This is a genomic window from Agrobacterium sp. SOY23, assembly GCF_027212525.1.
GTDB lineage: Bacteria > Pseudomonadota > Alphaproteobacteria > Rhizobiales > Rhizobiaceae > Agrobacterium > Agrobacterium tumefaciens_I.
The window spans coordinates 78,017-101,592 of sequence record NZ_JAPWDT010000008.1 but is presented as its reverse complement, the minus strand read 5'-3'; the positions used below and the strand labels follow the sequence as shown (position 1 = coordinate 101,592).

Annotated in this window: 18 protein-coding genes; 7 read left to right on the top strand and 11 right to left on the bottom strand. The window is 60.7% G+C overall.

Going from position 1 to position 23,576, the window contains the following annotated elements:
• Window positions 1-149: 149 nt before the first annotated feature.
• The 5 genes from O3S81_RS21355 to O3S81_RS21335 form a co-directional block, all read right to left on the bottom strand.
• Window positions 150-1,031: a dihydrodipicolinate synthase family protein gene (locus tag O3S81_RS21355; protein WP_269346463.1), complete on the bottom strand. Its 882-nt coding sequence runs from the start codon at window positions 1,029-1,031 to the stop codon at window positions 150-152.
• A complete protein-coding gene (locus tag O3S81_RS21350; protein ID WP_269346461.1) occupies window positions 1,028-2,668 on the bottom strand; it encodes an ABC transporter ATP-binding protein in 1,641 nt (546 codons plus the stop codon). Before O3S81_RS21350 ends, O3S81_RS21355 begins: the two co-directional genes overlap by 4 nt.
• Window positions 2,661-3,584: an ABC transporter permease gene (locus O3S81_RS21345; protein ID WP_269346459.1), complete on the bottom strand. Its 924-nt coding sequence runs from the start codon at window positions 3,582-3,584 to the stop codon at window positions 2,661-2,663. The genes O3S81_RS21350 and O3S81_RS21345 overlap by 8 nt, the downstream gene beginning before the upstream one ends.
• A 15-nt stretch (window positions 3,585-3,599) precedes the next feature.
• The gene (locus tag O3S81_RS21340; protein ID WP_003511517.1) at window positions 3,600-4,514 is read right to left on the bottom strand and encodes an ABC transporter permease; all 915 of its coding nucleotides are present in this window, start codon (window positions 4,512-4,514) and stop codon (window positions 3,600-3,602) included.
• Between the two features lie 75 nt (window positions 4,515-4,589).
• Window positions 4,590-6,098 carry an ABC transporter substrate-binding protein gene (locus tag O3S81_RS21335; RefSeq protein ID WP_269346454.1) on the bottom strand — a complete coding sequence of 503 codons (1,509 nt, stop codon included), beginning with the start codon at window positions 6,096-6,098 and terminating at the stop codon, window positions 4,590-4,592.
• Window positions 6,099-6,420: 322 nt separating this feature from the next.
• Here O3S81_RS21335 and O3S81_RS21330 point away from each other — a divergent pair, with 322 nt between their 5' ends.
• Genes O3S81_RS21330 through O3S81_RS21320 form a run of 3 tightly spaced genes read left to right on the top strand, consistent with a single transcriptional unit; the run spans window position 6,421 to window position 9,694 of the window.
• Window positions 6,421-7,617: a sialidase family protein gene (locus O3S81_RS21330; protein WP_269346453.1), complete on the top strand. Its 1,197-nt coding sequence runs from the start codon at window positions 6,421-6,423 to the stop codon at window positions 7,615-7,617.
• Entirely contained in the window at window positions 7,614-8,570 is a 957-nt protein-coding gene (gene pdxA / locus O3S81_RS21325) for a 4-hydroxythreonine-4-phosphate dehydrogenase PdxA (RefSeq protein WP_269346451.1), read from the top strand. Before O3S81_RS21330 ends, pdxA begins: the two co-directional genes overlap by 4 nt.
• Window positions 8,567-9,694, top strand: coding sequence for an iron-containing alcohol dehydrogenase (locus O3S81_RS21320; RefSeq protein ID WP_269346450.1), 1,128 nt, complete (start codon window positions 8,567-8,569; stop codon window positions 9,692-9,694). The genes pdxA and O3S81_RS21320 overlap by 4 nt, the downstream gene beginning before the upstream one ends.
• 46 nt (window positions 9,695-9,740) lie before the next feature.
• Here O3S81_RS21320 and O3S81_RS21315 read toward each other — a convergent pair whose 3' ends face one another.
• The 4 genes from O3S81_RS21315 to O3S81_RS21300 form a co-directional block, all read right to left on the bottom strand.
• Window positions 9,741-10,448 carry a FadR/GntR family transcriptional regulator gene (locus O3S81_RS21315; RefSeq protein WP_174010760.1) on the bottom strand — a complete coding sequence of 236 codons (708 nt, stop codon included), beginning with the start codon at window positions 10,446-10,448 and terminating at the stop codon, window positions 9,741-9,743.
• Window positions 10,449-10,452: 4 nt separating this feature from the next.
• Entirely contained in the window at window positions 10,453-11,493 is a 1,041-nt protein-coding gene (locus O3S81_RS21310) for a four-carbon acid sugar kinase family protein (RefSeq protein ID WP_269346448.1), read from the bottom strand.
• Between the two features lie 162 nt (window positions 11,494-11,655).
• A complete protein-coding gene (locus O3S81_RS21305; protein ID WP_269346446.1) occupies window positions 11,656-13,899 on the bottom strand; it encodes a polysaccharide deacetylase family protein in 2,244 nt (747 codons plus the stop codon).
• A 161-nt stretch (window positions 13,900-14,060) separates the two neighbouring features.
• The gene (locus tag O3S81_RS21300) at window positions 14,061-14,462 is read right to left on the bottom strand and encodes an acyl-CoA thioesterase (protein ID WP_269346444.1); all 402 of its coding nucleotides are present in this window, start codon (window positions 14,460-14,462) and stop codon (window positions 14,061-14,063) included.
• A 135-nt stretch (window positions 14,463-14,597) separates the two neighbouring features.
• Between O3S81_RS21300 and O3S81_RS21295 the strand changes: the two genes are divergently transcribed.
• Complete coding sequence (locus O3S81_RS21295; protein ID WP_331284201.1) at window positions 14,598-14,831, top strand: hypothetical protein; 234 nt, start codon at window positions 14,598-14,600, stop codon at window positions 14,829-14,831.
• 35 nt (window positions 14,832-14,866) lie between these two features.
• On the opposite strand, the gene O3S81_RS21290 is transcribed toward O3S81_RS21295, so the two are convergent.
• Window positions 14,867-16,642: an ABC transporter ATP-binding protein/permease gene (locus O3S81_RS21290; protein ID WP_269346442.1), complete on the bottom strand. Its 1,776-nt coding sequence runs from the start codon at window positions 16,640-16,642 to the stop codon at window positions 14,867-14,869.
• Complete coding sequence (locus O3S81_RS21285; protein WP_269346441.1) at window positions 16,627-16,803, bottom strand: hypothetical protein; 177 nt, start codon at window positions 16,801-16,803, stop codon at window positions 16,627-16,629. The genes O3S81_RS21290 and O3S81_RS21285 overlap by 16 nt, the downstream gene beginning before the upstream one ends.
• A gap of 132 nt (window positions 16,804-16,935) precedes the next feature.
• Between O3S81_RS21285 and O3S81_RS21280 the strand changes: the two genes are divergently transcribed.
• From O3S81_RS21280 to O3S81_RS21270, 3 genes are read left to right on the top strand one after another with little or no spacing between them, the layout of a single operon-like run.
• Window positions 16,936-20,262, top strand: a complete 3,327-nt coding sequence (locus O3S81_RS21280; protein WP_269346440.1) for a transglutaminase family protein — start codon at window positions 16,936-16,938, stop codon at window positions 20,260-20,262.
• A gap of 1 nt (window position 20,263) precedes the next feature.
• Entirely contained in the window at window positions 20,264-22,669 is a 2,406-nt protein-coding gene (locus O3S81_RS21275) for a circularly permuted type 2 ATP-grasp protein (protein WP_269346438.1), read from the top strand.
• Window positions 22,670-22,673: 4 nt separating this feature from the next.
• Window positions 22,674-23,552, top strand: coding sequence for a transglutaminase family protein (locus O3S81_RS21270; protein WP_269346436.1), 879 nt, complete (start codon window positions 22,674-22,676; stop codon window positions 23,550-23,552).
• Window positions 23,553-23,576: the final 24 nt, after the last annotated feature.

The following is a 23,576-nucleotide window of genomic DNA, read 5'->3' as shown; positions in this document are numbered from 1 at the left end:
AGGCTGACAAGGGGAATTTCGTGTTTGTGTCACAAATTATTCGTCATATGCGGGACCATGGAAGCGCTTCCGAGTTTTGCTGTTTCAACCGGTTATTTTGACGTGGCGCGCATCGGTCTTTCCCGTGCTGGTCACATTCTGCACCGGGATCACAGCCGTCGATAGCGCCGCAGGATTTCCAGAATTTTTGCATCCTGTTCCTGATCCGGCAGAAGGGCCGGCTGGCGGCTGGCGCCGACGGAGGGGTCCTGGAGGTAAAGTGAGCGCTTGACCATGGCGGGTGCGAAACCGAGGGCGTAGAGATCGGTGCGGAAATCGGCATAGATCGCCTGTTGGCGTTCAGCTTCGGCGATGTCGCCGGCGTTGAAAGCGTTGAGAATGCCGGCAAGCACATCCGGCAGGGCGTTGCCGAGGCCGGAGATGCAGCCCGCAGCGCCGTTCTGCAAGGACCAGAGCACAAGGTGATCCGGCCCGGAATAGACCTCGAAACCGGGCATGTCCTTCGCCACCTGAAGATAGGCTTCGAGCGTCTGCTGCGCGCCGCCGGAATCCTTGATGCCGGCGATATTGCCATGGGATGCGAGCTTGCGCGCCGTTTCCGGTTCGATGTGGTTCTGGGTGCGGGCGGGAATATCATAGAGATAGACCGGCGTTTCAACGGCATCGGCCACCGCCGAGAAATGGCGGATCAAGCCATCCTGCGTGCAGGCGATGAAGAAAGGCGTGATGACGGCGATGCCGTCGACGCCTATACGGTCAAAGGCTTTGGCGAGTTGCAGGGTTTCGAACGTGGCCGGCATGCCGGCATTGACGATCACCCTGGCGCGGCCGGCCACCTCGTCCACCACCTCTTCGGTCAGCCGGATTTTCTCCTCGTGCGTCAGCGCGGTGAAATCGCCGTTTGTGCCGGCGCACATGATGTTGTTGCCAGCCGCCACCTGGCGGCGCACCTGCGCGCGGGTCGCCTCGTAATTGATGGTTTCGTCCTCGTTGAAACAGGTGACGAGCGCGACGAAAGCTTGTTTGCTCATGGAAGAACTCCGCTTGAATTTTCAATGGCGTGGCCGGCCGCATGATGATGCCGGGATTGCATATCGGGATCCGGATCGAGGCTGGCGGCAAGCAGCGCGTGGGTATAGGCCTCGCGCGGGGCTTCGAACACCTGCCGCACCGTGCCGAACTCCACGACCTCTCCCCGCTGCATGACCATGACATGATCGGCAAAATCCCGCACGACAGGAAGGTCATGGGCGATGAAGATGAAGGAGAGGCCCATGTCGCGGCGCAGCCTGTCCAGGAGTGTGATGACCTGCGCCTGAACCGAAACATCGAGCGCCGAGACCGCCTCGTCGCAGATGATGAGCTTCGGCTCCAACGCAAGCGCACGGGCAATCGCGATCCTCTGCCGCTGGCCGCCGGAAAACTGGTGCGGATAACGGCGCATGTGCTCCGGCGAAAGGCCAACCTGCTGCAGCAATTCGCCGACCCGTTCGCGCCATTTCGCTTTCGGCAATATATCGGGATGGATGACCCAGGCTTCGGAGATGAGCTGGAACACCGTCATGCGGGGGTTAAGCGACTGGGTGGGGTCCTGGAACACCATCTGAAGATCACGCCTCAGCGCGAACAATTCCGCCGGCGACAGCTTGAACAGGTCCCGCCCCTTCCATACGGCGCTGCCCGCATCCGGCTCGTCGAGCCGCAGTAGAATGCGCGCCAGCGTCGATTTGCCGGAACCGCTTTCGCCGACGACGGCAATGGTCTCGCCTGCCATCAGGTCGAAGGAAACACCCTTCAGTGCTTCGAATGCGCCGTAACGCTTGCGCACATCGCGCACGCTGAGCAGCGGTTCGCCCTTCGCGTCCGGCTGATGCATGTCGCCCTTGCCCGGAGCGGCATTGATAAGCTTGCGGGTATAGGGATGCTGCGGATTGCGATAAACCTCGCGAACCGTGCCGGCTTCCACCAGCACGCCCTTTTCCATCACCACCACCCGGTCGGCGATTTCGGCGACAACACCGAGATCGTGGGTGATGATGAGCACAGCCATGCCAGTTTCGCGCTGCAATTCCTTGAGCAGCGAAAGCACTTCCGCCTGCACCGTCACGTCAAGCGCGGTGGTAGGCTCATCAGCGATCAACAGATCGGGCCGCAATGCAAGCGCCATGGCGATCATGACACGCTGGCGCTGGCCACCCGAAAATTCATGCGGATATTTCAAGAGCGCCCGGTCAGGATCGGGAATGCCGACACGGGTGATAAGCCGCCTCGCCTCCGCTTCAGCTTCCGCCTTGCCCATGCCGTGGGTGGTCATCGCCTCGCGGATCTGCCAGCCGACAGTATAGACCGGGTTGAGGTGGCTGAGCGGATCCTGAAAGATCATGGCGATGCGCCGGCCATTGATCTCGCGGCGCGCCTCGGCGGGCATCGTCAGCAGGTCCTTGCCGTCGAGCAATATCTGACCGCCGCTGATGCGACCGGGCGGCATGTCGATGAGGTTCATGATGGCCGAGGAGGACACCGACTTGCCCGAACCGCTTTCGCCGAGGATCGCCAGCGTTTCACCGCGGTCGATATGGTAGGAAACGTCCTTCACCGCGTGGACGACACCGCTTGCGGTGTGGAATTCCACGGAGAGATTTCGCACGTCGAGAAGATGATCAGCCATTTTTGCGGCCCTTCATTTCCAACCGCCAGCGCTGCACGGGGTCAAGCGCGATGCGCAGCCAGTTGGACAGCAGGTTGAGCGACAGGGTGGTGAGAATGATGGCAAGCCCCGGCCAGAAGGACAGCCACCAGGCATTGGTGAGATATTGCCGCCCCTGGGAAATCATCAGGCCCCAGGTGATTTCCGGCGGCTGAATGCCGATACCGAGGAAGGACAGTGCACTCTCCGCCAGCATCACATAGGCGAAATCGAGCGTCGCAAGCGTCGTCAGCGTCGGCAGCACCACGGGCAGGATGTGGCGAAACAGGATGCGCTTGCCGGATGCGCCCATGACGCGCGCCGCCTGCACGAACATGCGTTCGCGCACCTCCAGCACCTCCGCCCTCGTGGTGCGGATGTAAACGGGAATGCGGGTGATGGCGAGCACCAGCATGAGGTTAAGGATAGAGGAACCGAGCAGATAAAGCACGATGACCGCGATCAGCAGCGACGGAAACGACATGATCACATCCGCCAGCCGCATGATGATCTGGCCGACGCGATTGGAGGAAAAACCGGCGATCAGCCCAAGCACGGTGCCGGTGACGGCGGAGAGAAGCACGGCACCGGCGGCGATCATCAGCGTATTTTGCGTGGCGGCGACGATGCGCGCCAGAAGCGAACGGCCGAGCGCATCCGCTCCCAACCAGAAATACCATTCGCGCTGCCAGTCGAAGGGCGCGAGGTTACGCCCGCGCAGGTTCTGTTTCGTCGCGAGATCACCCAGCCAGGCCGGACCGACAAAAGCGAGGACGACGACAATAACGAGGAAGATCGCAGCGCAGAGCGCGAATTTGTCCGCCCATAACATACGCAGCATGCGTGTTGCGAAGGAGGGCTCGTCGATGATCTGGGTGTCGGCGTTCAAAAGGCTCATGGCTGTATGACCTCCTCAGTGCCGGATACGCGGATCGAGCAGCGCATAGGCGATATCGATCAGAAGGTTCATCAGGAAGATGGCCAGCGCGGTGACGAGAATGGCGGCCAGCACGACGTTGAAATCCCGCTGGAGGATGGAATCGATCATCAGCTTGCCGACACCGGGAAAACCGAAGATGGTTTCGACGATGACTGCACCGTTGAGAAGGCTTGCCGCCTGATCTCCGATGACGGTGATGACCGGCAGCATGGCGTTGCGCAAAGCATGGATGAAGATGATCGGCCCAGATTTTACGCCCTTGGCGCGTGCCGTCTTGACGTAAGCGGAAGACAAGGCGCCGATCATCGAACCGCGCACCACCTGCACGATGATACCGAAGGGACGCACGAAGAGTACTGAAATCGGCAGGATCCAGTGCAGCACCGAGCCAGTGCCTGATGTGGGCAGCCAGGCGAGATTGACGGAAAAGACCACGATCGCCACGATGGCAAGCCAGAAATCCGGAACCGAGGCACCGATGAGGGAAATTGTCGACGCCATGCGGTCGAAGAAGCCGCCGGACCGGAAAGCTGCAAGCGAGCCGACAACGATGGCCGCCGTGGTGACCAGCGACATGGTGATGACCGCGAGCCAGAGCGTCCACACGAAAGCTTCCAGCACGACATCCAGCGCCGGACGGGCCTTTCTGAGCGATTCTCCCAGATCCCCTGTCATCACATCGCCCGCATAACGCAGGAACTGCACCATCAGCGGATCATTCAGGCCGTGCAGCGCCCGAAACTGCTGCTTCAACTCCTCCGAAGCCTCAACCGGCAGAAACAGCGCGGCCGGGTCCCCCGTCAGGCGGGAGAGGAAGAAAACCATCACGATGAGGCCGATCAGGGAGATCAGGCTCGCAACGGAACGTTTTCGGATGAAGCTCAGCATGGTTGCCTCCGGTTTTTCAACGAGGGCGGCGAAGCTTGAGCTCCGCCGCCGCTCTTTGGCTCATAAGATACCGGCTTACTTGATGCCGATTTCCGAAAGCTGCAGCATCGAGTTGGTGGCGATGGTGGGCTTGAAATCCAGCCGTTCAGAGACGCGGGAGAAACCGACCATGTGGAACAGCAGCACGTCCGCCACCACGTCATCATGCAGGTAGGCGATGAGTTCGGACCACAGCTTGGCGCGCTCGTCGCCGACGGCCGCGGAAGCACGTTCGATCAGGTCATCCACCTTCGGGTCAGAGAAGCCGGACTGTGTGCCCTTGGTGGCGTATTTGAAGAACATGGTGAAGGACGGGTCGCCCTTGGAATTGTCGTGCATGGCGGCGACGATCTGCGGTCCGCGCCCTTCCTTGAAAGGCTTGGAATAATAGCTCTCGTGTTCGGCCACTTCCACGAATTTCAGGTCGATCTTGAAGCCGACTTCCTGCAGCTGCTGCTGGATCGCTTCCATGATCTCGGTGACATTGGGGAAGTTCGCCGTACGCGCGATGATGGTGATCGGCGTATCCACCTTCACGCCGGCAGCCTTGGCTTCCTCGAGCAGTTTTTTTGCAGCATCAGGATCGTAAGGGAAGACCTTGACGTCGGGGTTCCAGCCAAGCGTGGTCGGCGGAACCAGCGCCGTCGCCAGCACCGCACCTTCAGGTACCAGTGTGCCGAGGAAGGCCTGCCGGTCGATGGCAAGATTGAGCGCGCGGCGCACCCGCACATCGTTCAGCGGCGCGATATTGTGATCGAGGCGCATATAGACCGTTTCACTGTCGAGATAGGAAAAATCAGTCTTCGAATTTGTTGCGTCGAGCTGGGAAATGGAGGGCGAAAGATCGGCTTCACCGGTCTGCACCATGGCAGCACGTACCGAGGGATCGGCGCGGAAGAGGTAGGTCGCTTCCGTTACCTCAGGCTTCTTGCCCCAATAATCATCACGCGCGGTCAGTACGATCTGCTGCCCGGGCGTCCAGTTGGTCAGCTTGTAAGGCCCGGTGCCGACAGGCTCGCGGATAAATTCCATCTTGGTTTCTTCCGGAACGATCGTGACGAGCGACATCAGGAGCGGCAGGATGGGCTGGGCCGGATCCGTCTTGAAATCGATCGTGTGGTCGTCGACAACCGTCGGCGTCACCGTCATGCCGCCGAAATAGCGGCGGGATTCGCAGGCATTCTTGTCGCTCATGATGCGCTCGAAGCTGTGCTTCACATCCTTGGCGTCAAAACCCGTACCGTCGGAAAACTTCACGCCCTGGCGCAGATGGAAACGCCAGCTGCCATCCGAGTTCTGTTCCCATTTTTCGGCAAGGCGCGGCTGCACGCCGTTCTTGCCGCGTACATCAAGCTCGGTCAGCGTCTCGCTGACATTTTCCATGATGATGCGGCCAATATTGGAACGCGTGGCCATGCAGGGTTCCAGCAGGTCCGCCTCTTCCGCCAGCACGATCTTGATCGGCCCCGATGCCGCAAGCACCGGCGAAACCGTGGCGCTGAGCGAACCCAGAACAAGGGCGCTCGCAATCAATGACTTCTTCATTCCGTTCTCCTCCCAGATCAGAAATTCAGCAACATGGCGGCGCACCGCAAGGGGTATTCTGAAAAGCCCCATCTCCTGCATCGAGGAGCATGGCGTGCGGATGACTGTCTCCTCCACCCGTGAACAGAGCATCGGCGTTATCACATTTTTTGTCAATTTATTTTTCGAAAGCAATTTTTATTCGCAGCAAATCACATACTTTTATCATTTAAAAACAAATATTTAAGTTCATAAATCAAAAACAAACGACGCTCCTTTTATATCAAATAAACTTGACAACTTTTCAAATATGTCATTTTCATCAGGGCAAGAGGAGACCACGATGACCCCTGATGACATCGCTCACGCCATGACCGGAGCCATGCACGCCGTGTCGGAAAACCGGCAGGAAGCCTTCCTTCCGTCACCGATGATCCAGAACCATGCGAGCTTCCTGCACCTTCTCGATGATGGCACGCTGCTCTGCGCCTGGTTCGGCGGCACGCTGGAAGGCAAGTCGGATATTTCGATTTTCGCATCCGCGTTGACGCCTGACGCTACCCGCTGGGGAGCCCCGCAGCGCCTCAGCCACGACCCCGCCCATTCAGAACAGAACCCGGTGCTCTTCACTGCGCCGGATGGCGGGTTATGGCTGTTTCATACCTCCCAGCCTTCAGGCAATCAGGATGAATGCCGCATCCGCATGGCGCGCATTCACCGCGACGCGGCGGAAGCGGAAAAACTCACATCCGAGGAAGGGCGCTTCCTTGATCTTCCGAAGGGCTGCTTCATCCGCGCGCCGCTTCGCATCCGCGATGACGGTGCCTGGCTCCTGCCGATCTTCCGCTGCATCCAGCGTCCCGGCCAGAAATGGAACGGCAGCCACGACACCGCCGCGCTCGGCATATCCACCGACAACGGCGCGACATGGACATTGCAGGATCTACCTGACTCGACCGGCTGCGTGCATATGAGCCCGGTCGCGGCAGAGGAGGAGCGCTACGCCGCCTTCTTTCGCCGTCGCCAGGCCGATTTCGTCTATCGCACGGAAAGTGCTGATGGCGGCCGCTCCTGGTCGAAACCGCAGCCGACCGACGTGCCCAACAACAATTCGTCCATTGCCGTCATCAGGCTCGCTGACGGCCGGCTGGCAATGATCTGCAATCCCGTCAATGCACAGGAATCCAGCGACCGGCGCGCTTCGCTCTATGACGAGCTGGGCGAAGAGGACGACAGGCCGGATGCCGATCCGAGCGGCGGATGCGTGCCGATCTGGGGCGTGCCGCGCGCTCCGGTCTCCGTCTGCCTTTCCAATGATGATGGGTTGAGCTTCCCCACCCGGATACTGATCGAGGATGGGCCGGGCACCTGCCTGTCAAACGATTCGACGGATGGCCGCAATCTGGAAATGTCCTATCCATGGCTTCTGGAAGCGCCGGACGGTACGCTGCACGCAAGCTACACCTATCATCGCCGCGCAATCAAATATGTCCGGCTGGCGCCCGGCTGGGCCGACGCCACGGACGGGAGAAAAAGATGAGCAACATCATTGGCATCACCATGGGCGACCCGTGCGGCGTCGGCCCCGAGATCACCGTTCGGGCGCTGGCGGACATGTCCGCTGCCGATCGCGCCGCAACCCGGATTTACGGAAACCTCCCCACGCTGGAAGCAGCACGGGAGGCGCTCGGTGTTGATATCGATCTCACCTCCCATGTGGTCGACCTGCCGGTGGAGGGCGCGCCGCTCCCATGGGGCACGCTGTCGCCGGTGGCTGGCGACGCCGCCTTCCGTTTCATCGAAAAAGCCGTGCGCGATGCCGAAGCCGGAACAATCGGCTGCATCGTCACCGCGCCGATCAACAAGGAAGCGCTTAATCTGGCAGGCCACCATTATGATGGTCACACCGGCATGCTGCGCAGCCTAACCGGCTCATCCGCCGCCTATATGCTGCTCGCTTCCGAGCGACTGAAGGTGATCCACGTATCGACCCATGTTTCCCTGCAGGACGCCATTCGCCGGGCGACGACGGAGCGGGTGCTGGCGACCATCCGCGCCGGCAATGCCCATCTGAAGCGCATCGGTTACGAGCGGCCGCGGATCGCCGTTGCCGGCATCAATCCGCATTGCGGCGAAAACGGCCTGTTCGGCACGGAAGATGACGATCAGATCGCACCGGCGGTTGCAGCCGCCCGCGCCGAAGGCATCGAGGTGCAGGGGCCGATTTCCGCCGATACCGTGTTTCACCGGGCCTACTCGGGCGCTTTCGATCTCGTTGTCGCGCAATATCACGATCAGGGCCATATCCCGATCAAGCTTGTCGCCTTCGATACCGCCGTCAACGTCTCCGTCGATCTGCCGATAGACCGCACCTCCGTCGATCACGGCACCGCCTTTGACATTGCCGGCAAAGGCATCGCCAATCACGGCAACATGAATGCGGCCATCGCCTATGCGCGCAAGCTCGTGTCGAGCAAGGCCCGGAAGGGATGAGCACCATGTCCACAGCTCCCATTCTCATCCACCAGCCGCGCAGGCTCGCCGTCGGTGCGGGCACGATTGCGCAGGTAGGGGCCTTCGCCGGCAAAAACACCTCGACCCTGGTGATCGCCACGCCTTTGACGGCTAAATTTGTCGACCGGCTGCAATTGCAGGGTCCCTTCACCGTATTCGACGCCATTCCCGGCGAGCCGGATACCGCGACACTCGATGCAGCGCTTGCTGCCGCGCACGCGGCCAAACCCGATCTCATCGTCGGCCTCGGCGGCGGTTCCGTCATGGATGTGGCAAAGCTTGTCGCGGCGCTGTGGAATTCCGGCCAGAGGCTTGAAGACGTCGCCGGGCCGAACAGGGTTGCCGGGCGCGATACGCGGCTCGTGCAAATCGCCACCACCGCCGGCACCGGGTCAGAGGCGGGTATCCGCTCGCTCATCACCGACCCCGTCAAGGGCAGCAAGATCGCGGTAGAAAGCCCTTATCTGATTGCGGATTTCGCCGTTCTCGATCCGGAGCTCACCTATTCCGTACCACCGGCCGTGACCGCGGCGACGGGTGTGGATGCCATGGCCCATTGCGTGGAGGCTTTCACCAATCGCAAGGCCCATCCGATGATCGACGGTTTTGCCCGCATGGGCTTTGCGCTGGTCGGCAAATATCTGGCGCGCGCCGTTCGCGATGGCGCGGATACGCAAGCGCGGGAAGGCATGATGCTCGCCTCCTATTACGGCGGCATCTGCCTCGGCCCGGTCAATACGGCCGCCGGCCACGCCATCGCCTATCCGCTCGGCACACTTCTCAACCTGCCGCACGGGCTGGCCAATGCCATCGTCTTTCCGCATGTTCTGGCCTTCAACCAGCCTGCCGTTTCGGCGAAGACAGCGGAAGTGGCCGGCGCGCTCGGCCTTCGCGATCATCTCTCGCAGGACGATCTCCGCAAGGCGGCGACGGATTTCTGCGCCGGGCTCGGCATTGAAATGTCACTCGCGCGGCATGGGGCGACGGAGGGCGATCTGCCCCGTTATGCCGAGGACGCACATGCCATCCGCCGGCTGATGGACAATAACCCGGTGGATATGAGCCTTGAGGACGTGCTCGGCATCTACCGCCACGCCTTCTGAGGAGAAAGCCCGTGCGTGGCTAGGCGCACCGGCCCTGGGCGCAGCCTTAATCCGCATGGGACGATTCGAACAGGCGGTCACGCGAGCCCGTCAGGTGCTGGAGCATCAACTGGCGGGCCGCTTCCGCATCACCATCGGCGATCGCCTTTGCAATGGCCTCATGTTCGGCGAAAACACGCGTCAGGCCGGATGCCTCCCGCTTTACCGACATACCGTGGAACTTCATCCCAACTGCAATATGGTCCTTCAGCGCTTCCATGGCGGTGGAGAAATAACTGTTCCTGGCCGCCCGCGCGATTGCGAGGTGAAACTGGTAGTCGGCATCCTCGCGGTGGGACTGGCGATTGGTGGCGTCCCGCATCAGTTCAAGCGCCTTCCTGATCGCCGCCAGCCTTTCGGCATCGTGCCGCAATGCCGCCGCAGCGGCAGCGGCCGGCTCCAGCGTCAACCTGAATTCATAACAGTTCAGAAGATCCGCGACATTTTCCAGCTGGCCGAAACCGAGCGGCTCGCGCAGGCCAAACGCCCTGACATAGCTGCCGGAACCCCTGCGGGAATAGATGAACCCCTGCTCGCGCAGGCGCCGCAGCGCCTCGCGCACGACCGGGCGCGAGACTTCGAATTCCATGGCGAGTTCATGTTCGGTCGGCAGCCGCTCATCCGGCTTATAGGCCCCGGATTTGATCGCCCGGTGCATTCTCTCGAAAATAATGTCCGGAAGTGCCTTGCGCGCCGTTTCTTTCATCAGCCCCATCTGGTCAGCTCTCTCCAGCGTCGTTTTCGCCAAGCATCATTTTCGCAATCCGTTTCAACGTGTCAGCTTGCCCAAAACCGCCGGACTTCGCAATGATGCATTGGTCACCAGCCCAGCCAACCCCCAGGCCCGGCAGGCATTCGCCGGCAAGTCGCAAACGCGAAATGCCCATGGCCCGCAGCACGGCTTCGGCAGTCGCCCCGCCCGACAGGAGCAGTCTTTTCGCCCCGACGGTGAAATGCGGCACAACGCCTTCTGCCAGATGATCGGAAACCGCAAGCGGCGAGAGATCGTCCGCACCCTGTGTTGCCTGAACCAGTGTCAGATCAGAATCATCGCTGGCTTGATGTGGCACCACACCATTGGGCGCCTCGATGATCGAGACATTCCCGTCACTCCTGAGAACGTCGATCTGCCCGACCGTGATCGGATCACGCGAGCCGATGACAAAAACACCCTTGCCGGGTGGAATGGTCGCCGCCTGCGGAGCGCGCTCGGCCGCCATCGTCTCGGCCAGCGCTTCGGCAAGCCCGCGCGCACCCACCAGAAGATCGACCCCCTCTGCCTGCGCGGCGATGAGGGCTTCGCGAATATCACCTTGCGAGCCCGTATCCGGTATCGTACAGCGCGCGGCATGCCCGCCGAGTTTTGCAGCAACCGGAATGGCGGTTTCGACACCGAAGCCGGAGACGGCGCCGCCGGTGACGATACGTCCGAAATCGGGAATGGCGGGGGCGACCAGTGCCTGCCGATAGGAAATCGCGTCCATTTCCGCCGCAATATGTCCCTTCAACCGGGAATCGATCTTCTTGAAAAACATCGTACCGGCCGGAACCAGCGCCATCAGGTCCCGCGTGCGGCGGTGGGCCTCCTCCGCTTTTCCATCGCGGCAGCCGAGGTTGACGCTAAGGATCGCGGGCGCATCCACAAGCGCTTCGCGAACACCATCAAGCCCGATCGCAACCTCGGTTGCCAACCCGCGCCCGGCGAAAGGGGCGGCGGCATCAAGAGCACCGGTCAGATCATCGGCGAAAATCAGCAGCACGGGCAGAGCCTTCAAAAAAGTTGTAATGTTTTACCTCGATAAATTTATTTATAATCAATAGATAAAAGGATGTGAATAACAAAAATTGTCATGTTCATGCAAAAGGCCGACGGCCTCCGCATTGCCGCGGAGCGGGCGAAAGAAGGAAAGCAGATATAGCCGCTAGATGAACCGGAAAGGCAGGCCCGAGATGAGCGCCTTGACGAAGCGCTTTTTCTGAAAGCGTCCGTTCAACGAAACGCGCGGCAGCTGGGCCGGCTTTTCGAGGCTGTGAGGGCCGAGAACACCGGCCTGCGTGGTGACCGCCACGGAGAAGCCCGCATCCGATACCGCTTTTGCTTCGCGCTCTCCCACGGCCCGGACCCAGCCATAGGGATAAGAGAAGGATTGCGGCCGCTGGCCCACATAAACTTCCACCCGGCACGTCGATTCCTCGATCTCATGGGCGAGGCGCACCGCATCGATCTTGCGCATGTTCACATGTGTCATGGTATGCGCGCCAAAATGCACGAGCGGATCGTCCGACAGCGTCCTGAGTTCGGCCGCATCCATGACCAATTCGTCCACCATCGCGATGGGGTCGAGGCCATGCTGCCTTGCGACGCGATCGATCCTTTCCACCGCGTCATCTTCCGCGGATTCCTGGACGAAGTTTTCAAGCCGGGCGAATGCCTCCAGCTTCTGTGATGGCGTGGCACATTCCACCTGCTCCGGCCCTGCCCCAAAATCAAATTCGAACGATGCGGCTTTCTGCGTCAGCGCCGCCGCGGTTTCCCACCACAGGCTGCGGCTACGCTCAACAAAACCTGGCGTGACGAAAATCGTGTAGGGAACCGCGTATTTACGGAAGATCGGCGCAGCATGTTCAGCATTGTTGCGATAACCGTCATCAAGCGTGAAGGCACAGAACGACCGGCCTTCGCCGCTGTCGGCAAGCAGAGCCGGCAGATCATGCAGATGAACGGGCACGAGACCGGATTCGAGCGCGGCCTCAATGGCCTCTTCCAGAAATTGTGGCGTGACGGACAATTGCACATTGGGCGCAAAAGCCGAAACCGGCTGCCCCGGACGCACATGGTGAAGCGTGAAAATCACACCCCGTCCGGCAAGGGATGGAAATGCCGAGCGGACAGCCGGAAGAGAACTCACCTCCAGCCCCGCCCTTATGGCCCCATATTTCACCAGGCGTTTGACCGGCGGCAACATGGCCCTTGCCGATTGCCCCGACGCCAGGCCGGGAAGAATACGTTTTCTCAGCACCCGCAAGGCGGTCAGCGGCAGATCGATCAGGCCCGGCAGGGGATCGTTCGGTGCAAAAGCGGCCCAGCTGCGGATCTTGCCGAGGGAGGCAAGATAATCGCCAAGTCTCGCCTGTCCCCTCCGTACCAATGTGAAGGCGGCAACGGTATCGCGGATGAGATAGGACCAGGAAGTGCCCTGCCGCGCAGTGACCGCCTGCCCGGTGGGCATGCCATTGGCCACCTGCCATAAAAGCCCGCCAAGATCGATGCCGGCAGCCGAACAGAGGCCGAACCACGACCACGGGCGCGGATTGACATCGAGAAGTTTCAGCGACCCATCCCTGCCGTCGAATTTGAATTCCACTTCGACCAGCCCGCTGTGACCTGCCGATTTCAATATTTTCCGGGCCGCTTCGACCGCTTGCCGATTGTCGACGACCTCGACACGCGTGCTGGTATAACCGAAATCAACGGGATATTGCCGGGCGCGCCGCGCGGTGAATTCGGCAACGGGTTCCCCGTCCAGCCACAGGGCCGCATAGGAAAACTGGCTTTCTCCTCCACCCGGAATGAGTTCCTGCACGACGACATTGTCGGGGCCGATCTCTCCACTGGCATCGGCGAAAGCGGCTTTCAGCCCTTCTCGGTCATCGGCGCGGATAACTTTCGCCCGGGCGATCGAAGTGTTGCCGCCCCCCATATTCGGCTTGAGAATGACGGGAAACATCACATCCAGCCCATCGACATCGGCAGCCGATGTCAGCGCATAGGTTCGGGGAATGCTGACGCCGAGTTCGGCCGCACGTTTGTAGAGCAGCGGTTTTTCACACAGCCATTGCAGGTTCGTCCATTCCGGCAGAATGATTTTGTAAAGCGCCGAAAGCTCCTCGCGATGCTGCGAAACAAGCTGAACCTCACCATCGCCCGATGGCACCAGCAGGCAGCCCTTCAGGCCTGGTTTTTCAGCCATTTGCCGCAGAAACGCCATCGCCCCATCATCATGCGGACCGGCCCAGCGGATTGTTTCCCGCACGAAGCGCGACCAGCCCGGCAACGGTGAATCATGGGTAAGGTAGTAGACCGGCACATTCAGGACACCGAGGCTGCGGGCAAGGGCAAGCGTGCCGTGAGCGCCGCCGATAATAACAACACCTGGAATGGTCAAAGCCTGATCCCCGTCCTATTCCACATCTTGATCGCAAAAATTGATAAATAAATTGGATATTTCTAAAGTATTGGGCGGACGATTGTCGAATGACGAGAAGGCCAAAGCGCCTATGCTCTTCCAGCAGGCGCTTCGGAATTTGCTTTGAAAAGGCGCTGGCCTTACGCTTCCTTGCGCACCTCCTTGCGCACCGGGCGTGGCTCGCCATTCTCATCCACGGCGACCATGATGAAGACGGCCTCCGTGACCTTTTCGCGCGAATCCTGATAGTGCCTGCGGGTCCAGGCCTCGATCTTGAGCGTGACGGAGGTGCGGCCGATCTTTTCGATCCGCGTGTAGACGCAGAGCGTATCGCCGATCTTGACCGGCTTCTTGAAGACGATTTCATGGACCGCCACGGTGACGGTGCGGCCGCCGGCCACATCATTGGCGCGGACGAAAGCCGCAAGGTCCATCTGCGACATGACCCAGCCGCCGAAAATATCGCCCGCCGGATTGGCGTCGGCGGGCATGGCAAGCGTTCTGAGCGTCAGTTCCATATCGGCGGGCGGTTGCTGGTCCATGTCTCGAATTCCTTTCACAAACCTCCCGCTGCCGGACTTAAAACAACCGCGCCCCATCAGCCAATAGCCGATTTGTCGCGGCAGCCCTTCCAAAACAGCAAGGAATCACAGGCCAATCGTAAGCTTCGGTTAACCATGATGGGGCACGATTCCAGAAAACGCGAGGGCGTGCGAATGGCCTATGACTGGAGTGGAAACAACACGATACAGCAGCGCTACGACCGTATCGTACTGGCGGTCGCCAGCATCGTCGCCATCAGCCTGGCGACCGGCACGCTGGCGCTCCGTTCGCAGGTGGAGCCGGACACCACCATAAGCATTGCCAAGCAGCAACGGCTCGGCTCGGACAAATGGCATTTACGGCTTTGAGCCAAAGCGATCAGGCCGGCCACGCCTGACGATATTTACTTCTGTGAAGCGTGGTCCAGATGGGCCACAGCCGGGGTAAGAACCGACAGGAATGTCTCCGACCGGCCGATATAAACGATCGCCGCACCGTCTATCCCGTTCAGAACCTCCGCCAGCGTATCCTGTGTCTGTTTTTCCAGACCTTCCAGCAAATCGTCGACAACGACGAATTTCGGCTTCAGCAGCAGGGCATTGGCAACGCGGATGCTGGCCTGCTCATCCGAATCCAGCTTCTTGTCCCAGCGGATGTTTTCATCCAGACGGGAAACCATTTCGCCGAGCCCGCATGCGTTGAGCGCCGAGAGGTAGTCCGCATCGGTAAACCGCTGGGGCGCACGCGGATAGGCCAGGATCTCACGCAGCGAACCCGCCGGCAGATAACCGTGCTGGGCAATGAAGAGTGTGTCGGATTGTTCGGGCATCTCGATCCTGCCCTGTCCCCAGGGCCAAAGCCCGGCCATGGCAGCAAATAACAGCCGCCGATTCACCCCCTGCTCGCCATTGATCATCAGCCGCTCGCCCGGCCCGATCTCGATATCGGCCTCGCGCAACCGGAAGCCGCGCTCCATGTCCTGCCCGCCCGCATCACGGCAGATGGTGACCGATTGCAGGCGGATTTTTTCATTCTCCGCACTGCGCTGCAGATCAATCGTGAGGCCGTGCTGCTCCACGCTGTCCATCTGGATAAGGGCGTTGCGGAACACCGAAACGCGCTGCAAGGTCGCCTTCCAGCTGGCAATAGGGCCGAAATTGTCGATATACCAGCGCAGCGCCGTATTGACCTGGTTAAAAGCGCCGACAGCCATCATAAGCCCGCCGAAGGTGAGGTTGCCGGAAAAATAGACCGGCGCGGCAATCAGGATCGGCGCCACCACCGCCAGCCAGCCATAACCCGCCGATACCCATGTCAGATGCGTCAGCGCCATGGCAAGCCCGCGGATGACACCGAGCACCGCATCAATATCGATGCCGATCCGCCGCCTTTCGTTCTTTTCACCGCGTGCAAGGGCAATGGCGGCAAGGTTTTCGCTGGCCCGCATCAGGGAAAAGCGCAGTTCCGCCTCTTTGGAATAACGCTCGGCATTCAGCCCCACCAGCCGGTAACCGACGAGATTGCTGAGCAGCGAGGCGGACCCGGCATAAAGGATCGCCGCCCAGACCATATAGCCGGGGATCGCATAGGTATCGCCGCTGATGGTGATGGCAAAACCCGCCGAGAGCGACCAGAGGACACCGATGAAGCTGACGAGCAGGATCGTCGCATTGACGAGGCCGATCGAAAGCGCCGTGCTGCTTTCGGCAAGATTGCGGACATCGTCATGCAGGCGCTGATCCGGATTGATCGCAATCGTGCCAAAACCGGCAAGACGGGCGGCGCGCCCCGGTTTCAGCCATTGATCGACCATGTCCTTGGCAAGACCCTCGCGCATGTTCAGCGCCGTCATCTGGTTGAGCCATGTCTGGATGACGTTGAGGAGAAGCAGCAGCCCGGCGATGATCGCGAAAACTTCGAGCTGATGAATGAAGGCATCAAGATCGCGCCGCTCCAGCGCGTTGTAAAACGGCGCATTCCATTCATTGAGCCTGATCTGCCCATAGGCGGTGAGCAAGATGACCGTGAGCAGTGCTATCGACAGCATGATCAGCCGGTTGCGCACCGGCGACGTCCAGAAGGCACGCCCCATCATCCGCAGCTGCGCCGGAAAATCGAGATCGAAACCCGAAAGGTTCGCCGCGCTCTTGCGCTGGTCGTCGGTCACCGTTGTTGCCATTCATTCCATTCCGAAACGTCAATCGGCAAAGAAAGCGGGTCGCGAATCTGCGCCTTGCGATGCCAAGCAATAACACGCCGTTGAACCTTGTCCACAATCCCGGCGAAATCTGAGCGGCGATGATTAAAAAGCCCCAGGCCATTCTTCCAGCGGGCAGACATCACGGCCTCAACCAACAATGCAGTTACCCCCGGAAATGATCCTTGCTTTCTTTTCCTGCATTGCACAAAATCCCGATAATTTCAGAGGGGCGGATAACCGCATAAACCGGAAAAACCGGGCAAGGCAGATTAATGGCGATCAAAGCGAGCATCTATCATCTGACGCATTATAAATATGACAATCCGGTTCGCCTTGGACCACAAATCATCAGATTAAAGCCCGCCTCGCACTCCAGAACCCGCGTCATCAGCCATTCGCTCAAGGTTTCGCCCTCCAATCACTTCGTGAACCTTCAGCAGGACCCTTACGGCAATTACCTCGCCCGCTTCGTTTTTCCCGAGCCAGCGACGGAGTTCAAGATCGAGGTCGATCTTGTCGCCGATATGACGGTTTATAATCCATTCGATTTCTTCGTGGAGGAAGAGGCGACCAAGTGGCCCTTCGATTATCCGCAGGAATTGCGTGACGATCTTTCCATCTACATGAAGCCGGAGCCGACTGGCCCGTTGCTCGCCGCCTTCATGGCCACCGTCGACCGGACCCCGGAGCAGCCGACGGTGGATATGGTCGTTGGCCTCAATGCCCGCCTGCAACAGGAGATCGGTTACGTCATCCGCATGGAGCCGGGCGTCCAGACGCCGGAGGAGACGCTCGCTTCCGGCAAGGGCTCCTGCCGCGACACCAGCTGGCTGCTGGTGCAGGTGCTGAGACATCTCGGCCTTGCTGCCCGTTTCGTGTCGGGATACCTCATTCAGCTGACACCCGACCTCAAGGCGCTTGATGGCCCCTCCGGCACCGAGGTGGATTTCACCGATCTGCACGCCTGGGCCGAGGTCTACATGCCCGGTGCCGGCTGGATCGGCCTCGACCCGACCTCCGGGCTCTTGACGGGTGAAAGCCATATTCCGCTGGCGGCGACACCGCATTATCGCAATGCCGCCCCGATTTCCGGCGGTTATTTCGGCCATGCCAATACGGAATTCGCCTTCGACATGCAGGTCCGGCGCGTTGCCGAGACACCGCGCATCACCAAACCCTTTTCGGATGAAAGCTGGGAGGATCTCAACGCGCTCGGCGAAACGGTTGACGGAGTTCTGAACGCCAATGACGTCCGCCTGACCATGGGCGGCGAACCGACCTTTGTTTCCATCGACGATTTCGAATCCGATGAGTGGAACACCGGCGCGGTGGGGCCAACGAAACGTGAAAAGGCGGACACGTTGATCCGCCGCCTGCGCGAACGTTTCGCCCCCGGCGGTTTTCTGCATTACGGGCAGGGCAAATGGTATCCGGGCGAAAGCCTGCCGCGCTGGACCTTCTCACTCTACTGGCGAAAGGACGGCCTGCCGATCTGGCAAAACCCCGCGCTGATCGCCGAGGAAGGTGCCAACACCGGTGTGAAGGCCGAGGATGCGCAGAAGCTCTTGGGCGGCATCGCCACCCAACTCGGCATAGATACGGAGCTGGTGCTGCCGGCCTATGAGGATCCGGCCGAGTGGATCGTCAAGGAAGGCAGCCTGCCTGACAATGTCGATCCGTCAAATTCGAAGCTGAAGGACCCGGAAGAGCGCAACCGCATCGCCCGCGTCTTCGAGCGCGGTTTGACGACGCCCACCGGCTACATCCTGCCGGTACAGGCGTGGAATGCGCGCGCCGCCGGCAAACGCTGGATCAGCGAAAAATGGAAGACGCGGCGCGGCAAGATTTTTCTCGTTCCGGGTGACAGCCCCGTGGGTTATCGCCTGCCGCTCGGCACCCTGCCCCATGTGCCGCCATCCGCCTATCCCTATATTCACGAGGCCGACCCCTCGATCCCGAGGGGACCTCTTCCCGATGTGTTGACGCCTACGGGCCGTGCCATGCCCGAAGCCTCCTTCCACGCAAGCGAAGGGGCCGGGCAGGAGCGCATCGAGCAGACGCTCGGCGAAATCGGCGGCGCGGTGCGCACCGCCCTGTCGGTGGAACCGCGTGATGGAAGGCTTTGTGTCTTCATGCCGCCGGTGGAGCGTATCGAGGATTATCTTGAACTGATCGCCGCGGCGGAAGCGGCCGCCACCGAGCTTGGACTTCCGGTCCATATCGAGGGTTATGCGCCGCCGCATGATGAGCGCATCAATGTCATCCGTGTCGCGCCCGATCCCGGTGTCATCGAGGTCAACATCCACCCCGCCTCCAGCTGGAAGGATTGCGTCGATATCACCACGGCAGTCTATGAGGAGGCGCGCCAGTCGCGTCTCGGTGCCGACAAATTCATGATCGACGGCCGCCATACCGGCACCGGCGGCGGCAACCATGTGGTGGTGGGTGGGGCAAGCCCCAATGACAGCCCTTTCCTGCGGCGACCCGATCTTCTGAAAAGCCTCGTTCTACACTGGCAGCGGCATCCATCGCTCTCCTATCTGTTCTCCGGCCTGTTCATCGGCCCGACCAGCCAGGCACCGCGCATCGATGAAGCCCGCCACGACAGTCTCTACGAGCTGGAAATCGCGCTTGCCCAGGTGCCCGCTCCCGGCGGGGGCGTTCCGCCTTTGCCATGGCTCGTCGACCGGCTGTTCCGCAACCTGCTGACGGATGTGACGGGCAATACTCACCGCGCCGAAATCTGCATCGACAAGCTTTTCTCCCCTGATGGACCGACCGGCCGCCTCGGGCTGGTGGAATTCCGTGGCTTTGAGATGCCGCCGAATGCCCGCATGTCGCTCGCGCAGCAATTGCTGGTGCGCGCGCTGATTGCCCGCTTCTGGAAAAATCCGGCCGCCGGCAAATTCGTGCGCTGGGGAACCGCGCTCGCGGACCGTTTCATGCTGCCGCATTATATTTGGGCGGATTTCATGGATGTGCTTGCCGATCTCCGGGAAAACGGCTTCGACGTGAAACCGGAATGGTTCACCGCCCAGCAGGAATTCCGTTTCCCCTTCTTCGGAGAGGTGGAATATGAGGGTGCGAAACTGGAACTGCGCCAGGCGCTGGAACCCTGGCATGTGATGGGCGAGCAGGGCGCCATCGGCGGCACCGTGCGTTATGTCGACAGCTCCGTCGAGCGCCTGCAGGTGCGGCTGGAGACTTCCAATCCGGCCCGTTACACCGTGGCCTGCAACGGCCGCGCCGTGCCGCTGACGCCAACGGAAAACCGCAGCGTCGCGGTGGCCGGCGTGCGCTTCAAGGCGTGGCAGCCCGCTTCCGGCCTGCATCCCGTCCTTCCCGTCAATTCACCCTTGACCTTTGACATTTATGATACATGGTCGAGGCGATCGATCGGCGGATGCATCTACCATGTTGCTCATCCGGGCGGACGCAATTACGAGACGTTTCCCGTCAACGGCAATGAGGCCGAGGCACGCCGCCTCGCCCGTTTCGAACCATGGGGACATACGGCAGGGCAATATCCGCTTGCGGCGGAAACCGTGTCGCCAGAATTTCCGCTGACGCTTGATCTGCGCCGGCCTTACGGAGTGTAAATTGTCCAAAGCCCCGGCAACGGAACGCAAGACGGAAACGAGCGCGCAACCGCGCGGGCTTGAATATTCCCCCCTGCCGGGCGTTGCCGACGAAATGCTCGATACCAACGGCAAGGTGAGGCCGGTCTGGAAGACCCTGCTGGACGCCCTGTCACGCATGTCGGAGCGGGAGCTGCATGAGCGTTTTGCCCGCACCGACCGTTACCTGCGCGATGCCGGCGTCTTCTACCGCGACTATGGCAAGGGCAGCAGCGAAAGAAACTGGCCGATCTCCCATATTCCGGTGCTGATCGACGACAGGGAATGGGCGGTTCTTTCGGAGGGGCTGAAACAGCGCGCCAATCTTCTGGAAGCCATGGTCGCCGATTTTTACGGCGAGAACCGGCTGGTGAAGGAAGGTTACGTGCCGCCGGCGCTGATCGCCTCCAATCCGGAATATCTGAGGCCCATGGTCGGCGTGAAACCGGCAAGCGGCCATTATCTGCATTTCTGCTCCTTCGAGATCGGCCGTGGCCCGGACGGCAACTGGTGGGTGCTGGCCGACCGCACACAGGCGCCTTCCGGCGCAGGTTTCGCGCTCGAAAACCGGGTCGCGACTACCCGCGCCCTTTCCGATATCTATGCCGAGAGCCACGTCCACCGGCTCGCTTCGTTCTTCGGCGCTTTCCGCGACGCGCTGCAGGCGCACCGGAAACATCCCGACGACCGGATCGCCGTGCTGACGCCCGGTCCCGCCAACGAGACCTATTTCGAACACGCCTATATCGCCCGTTATCTCGGTTTCATGCTGCTGGAAGGCGAGGACCTGACCGTCGTCAACGGTCGCGTCATGGTCAGGACCGTGGCCGGGCTGAAGCCGATCGGCGTGCTGTGGCGGCGTCTCGACGCCTCCTATTCGGATCCGCTGGAACTCAACCAGCACTCCCACATCGGCACGCCCGGCATGGTGCAAGCGTTGCGCAATGAGGCGCTTACCATCGTCAACGCGCTCGGCAGCGGCATTCTCGAAACGCGGGCCCTGCTCGCCTTCATGCCACGCATCTGTCACCACCTTCTTGGTGAAGAACTGAAGCTGCCGTCGATCGCCACCTGGTGGTGCGGACAGGAATCCGAGCGCCGCCACGTTGCCGGAAATATTGAAGGCATGGTCATCGGCCCAGCCTATTCGCGGCTGCCTTTCTTTGATGACAACGGCCAATCCGTGCTCGGCTCCTCGCTGCGCGAGACGGCAAAGGAATCGATCAGCGACTGGCTTGCCTCCGACGGTCACAGGCTGGTGGGCCAGGAAGTGGTGAAGCTTTCAACCACCCCGGCCTATATCGACAACAAGCTCGTGCCGCGCCCGATGAGCCTGCGTGTCTTTGCCGCCCGTACCCAGGATGGTTGGCAGATCATGCCGGGCGGCTTTGCCCGCATCGGCAGCGGCGACGATGTCTCCGCAATCGCCATGCAATCGGGTGGCAGCGCGGCGGATGTCTGGATCGTCAGCGACAAACCTGTGGAACGCACCACGCTTCTGCCGGCGGAAGAGAGCTTTATCCGCAATATGCCGGGCAGCCTGCCGAGCCGCGCAGCGGATAATCTCTTCTGGCTCGGGCGTTATATCGAACGTTCGGAAGGCGCGTTGCGCATCCTGCGCGCCTGGCACGGACGTTACGCCGAATCCGCCGATCCGCGCCAGCCACTGCTTGCCCATGTGACGCGGTATCTCGAAGCGCTCGACGTGGAGATGAACGATGCCGTGCCGGAAAGCCTGCTCAACAACATCAACAGCGCACTTTATTCCGCCAGCAACATTCGCGACCGCTTTTCTCCGGATGGCTGGCTGGCGCTGAACGATCTTGCCAAGACCGCCCGCCGTTTCCACGCCAAGGTGGCCCCGGGTGATGACGCCACCCATGCCATGACGATCCTCTTGCGCAAGCTCGCGGGCTTTGCCGGTCTCGTCCATGAAAACATGTACCGCTTCACCGGCTGGCGTTTCCTGTCGATCGGCCGTTATCTCGAACGCGGCCTGCATATGACGCGGCTTCTCGGCCATATGACCGGACCGGATGCGCCTGATGGTTCCTATGACATGCTGCTTGAAATCGGCGACAGCGTCATGACCCATCGCCGCCGCTACAACGTCAATACGGCGGGTCTGACCGTGACTGATCTTCTTGCACTCGATCCGCTCAATCCACGCTCGATCCTGTTTCAGCTGAACGAAATCCGCACCGAGGTGGAGCAGCTTCCAAATGCCTTCGTCAACGGCCAGATGTCTCCCTTCTATCGCGAGGCGATGCGTCTGCATTCCGGGCTCGCCGTGATGACGCCGGAAAACATGAACGGCGCGATCTATCGTCAGCTCGAAACCGACATGGAACATCTCTCCGATGTTCTGGCCCGGACCTATCTCGGATAATCCTATGCTTTACGATCTTTCCCTGCATATGGGTTACACCTACGACACGCCGGCCCACGGCGCGCGCCACATCATCCGCGTTCTGCCGCTCTCCATCCCCGGCCGGCAGCGGCTTGTTGCCGGTTCCATCGATGTTTCACCCGCGCCGGAAGAACGTGTCGGTTTCGAGGATTTTTTCCATCAATCGGCTACCTCGGTGCATCTGCGGGCCCCGCATGAGAAGCTCGATATCCGCATGCAGGCCCGCGTGATGGTGGAGGCACCGGCGCTGACGGCCGATTTTTCGCCCGAGCTTTCGCGCCTGCCGCAGGAACTAGCCGAAGTCTGGTCGCTCGATTTCCAGTCGCCGCACCATTTCATCGGCACCAGCCCCAGAATAGGCACGGACGCTGCAATTTCGGCCTATGCCCGGGACTTGCTGAAGCCGGGAATGACCATTCGCGAAATCGCACTGGCGACGTGCAAACGCATCCATGGGGATTTCACCTATGATGGCGAGGCAACGACAGTGGATACGACACCGTCGGAAGCCTTCAAGCTGAAGCGCGGCGTATGCCAGGATTTTTCGCATATCATGATCATGGCGCTGCGCAGCCTCGGCATTCCCGCCGGTTATGTCAGCGGTTTCCTGCGCACCATTCCTCCGCCAGGCAAGGAGCGGCTGGAAGGTGCTGATGCCATGCATGCCTGGGTCCGCATCTGGTGCGGCGAGGCAACCGGCTATCTGGAACTCGACCCTACCAATAACATCGTGGCCGGAAGCGACCATATCGTCGTCGGTTATGGCCGGGACTATTCCGATGTCGCCCCGGTGATCGGCGTTTTGAAAAGCTATGGCAACCAGCAGATAAAACAGGCCGTCGACGTCATCCCCGTCCAATAACGATACGATGTGTATTATTGCGGG

Bases quoted from the DNA above. Each gene is read 5' to 3' on its own strand.
- O3S81_RS21355 (WP_269346463.1), bottom strand. From the start codon at position 1,031: ATGAGCAAACAAGCTTTCGTCGCGCTCGTCACCTGTTTCAACGAGGAC.
- O3S81_RS21350 (WP_269346461.1), bottom strand. From the start codon at position 2,668: ATGGCTGATCATCTTCTCGACGTGCGAAATCTCTCCGTGGAATTCCAC.
- O3S81_RS21345 (WP_269346459.1), bottom strand. From the start codon at position 3,584: ATGAGCCTTTTGAACGCCGACACCCAGATCATCGACGAGCCCTCCTTC.
- O3S81_RS21340 (WP_003511517.1), bottom strand. From the start codon at position 4,514: ATGCTGAGCTTCATCCGAAAACGTTCCGTTGCGAGCCTGATCTCCCTG.
- O3S81_RS21335 (WP_269346454.1), bottom strand. From the start codon at position 6,098: ATGAAGAAGTCATTGATTGCGAGCGCCCTTGTTCTGGGTTCGCTCAGC.
- O3S81_RS21330 (WP_269346453.1), top strand. From the start codon at position 6,421: ATGACCCCTGATGACATCGCTCACGCCATGACCGGAGCCATGCACGCC.
- pdxA (WP_269346451.1), top strand. From the start codon at position 7,614: ATGAGCAACATCATTGGCATCACCATGGGCGACCCGTGCGGCGTCGGC.
- O3S81_RS21320 (WP_269346450.1), top strand. From the start codon at position 8,567: ATGAGCACCATGTCCACAGCTCCCATTCTCATCCACCAGCCGCGCAGG.
- O3S81_RS21315 (WP_174010760.1), bottom strand. From the start codon at position 10,448: ATGGGGCTGATGAAAGAAACGGCGCGCAAGGCACTTCCGGACATTATT.
- O3S81_RS21300 (WP_269346444.1), bottom strand. From the start codon at position 14,462: ATGGACCAGCAACCGCCCGCCGATATGGAACTGACGCTCAGAACGCTT.
- O3S81_RS21295 (WP_331284201.1), top strand. From the start codon at position 14,598: ATGATGGGGCACGATTCCAGAAAACGCGAGGGCGTGCGAATGGCCTAT.
- O3S81_RS21290 (WP_269346442.1), bottom strand. From the start codon at position 16,642: ATGGCAACAACGGTGACCGACGACCAGCGCAAGAGCGCGGCGAACCTT.
- O3S81_RS21285 (WP_269346441.1), bottom strand. From the start codon at position 16,803: ATGTCTGCCCGCTGGAAGAATGGCCTGGGGCTTTTTAATCATCGCCGC.
- O3S81_RS21280 (WP_269346440.1), top strand. From the start codon at position 16,936: ATGGCGATCAAAGCGAGCATCTATCATCTGACGCATTATAAATATGAC.
- O3S81_RS21270 (WP_269346436.1), top strand. From the start codon at position 22,674: ATGCTTTACGATCTTTCCCTGCATATGGGTTACACCTACGACACGCCG.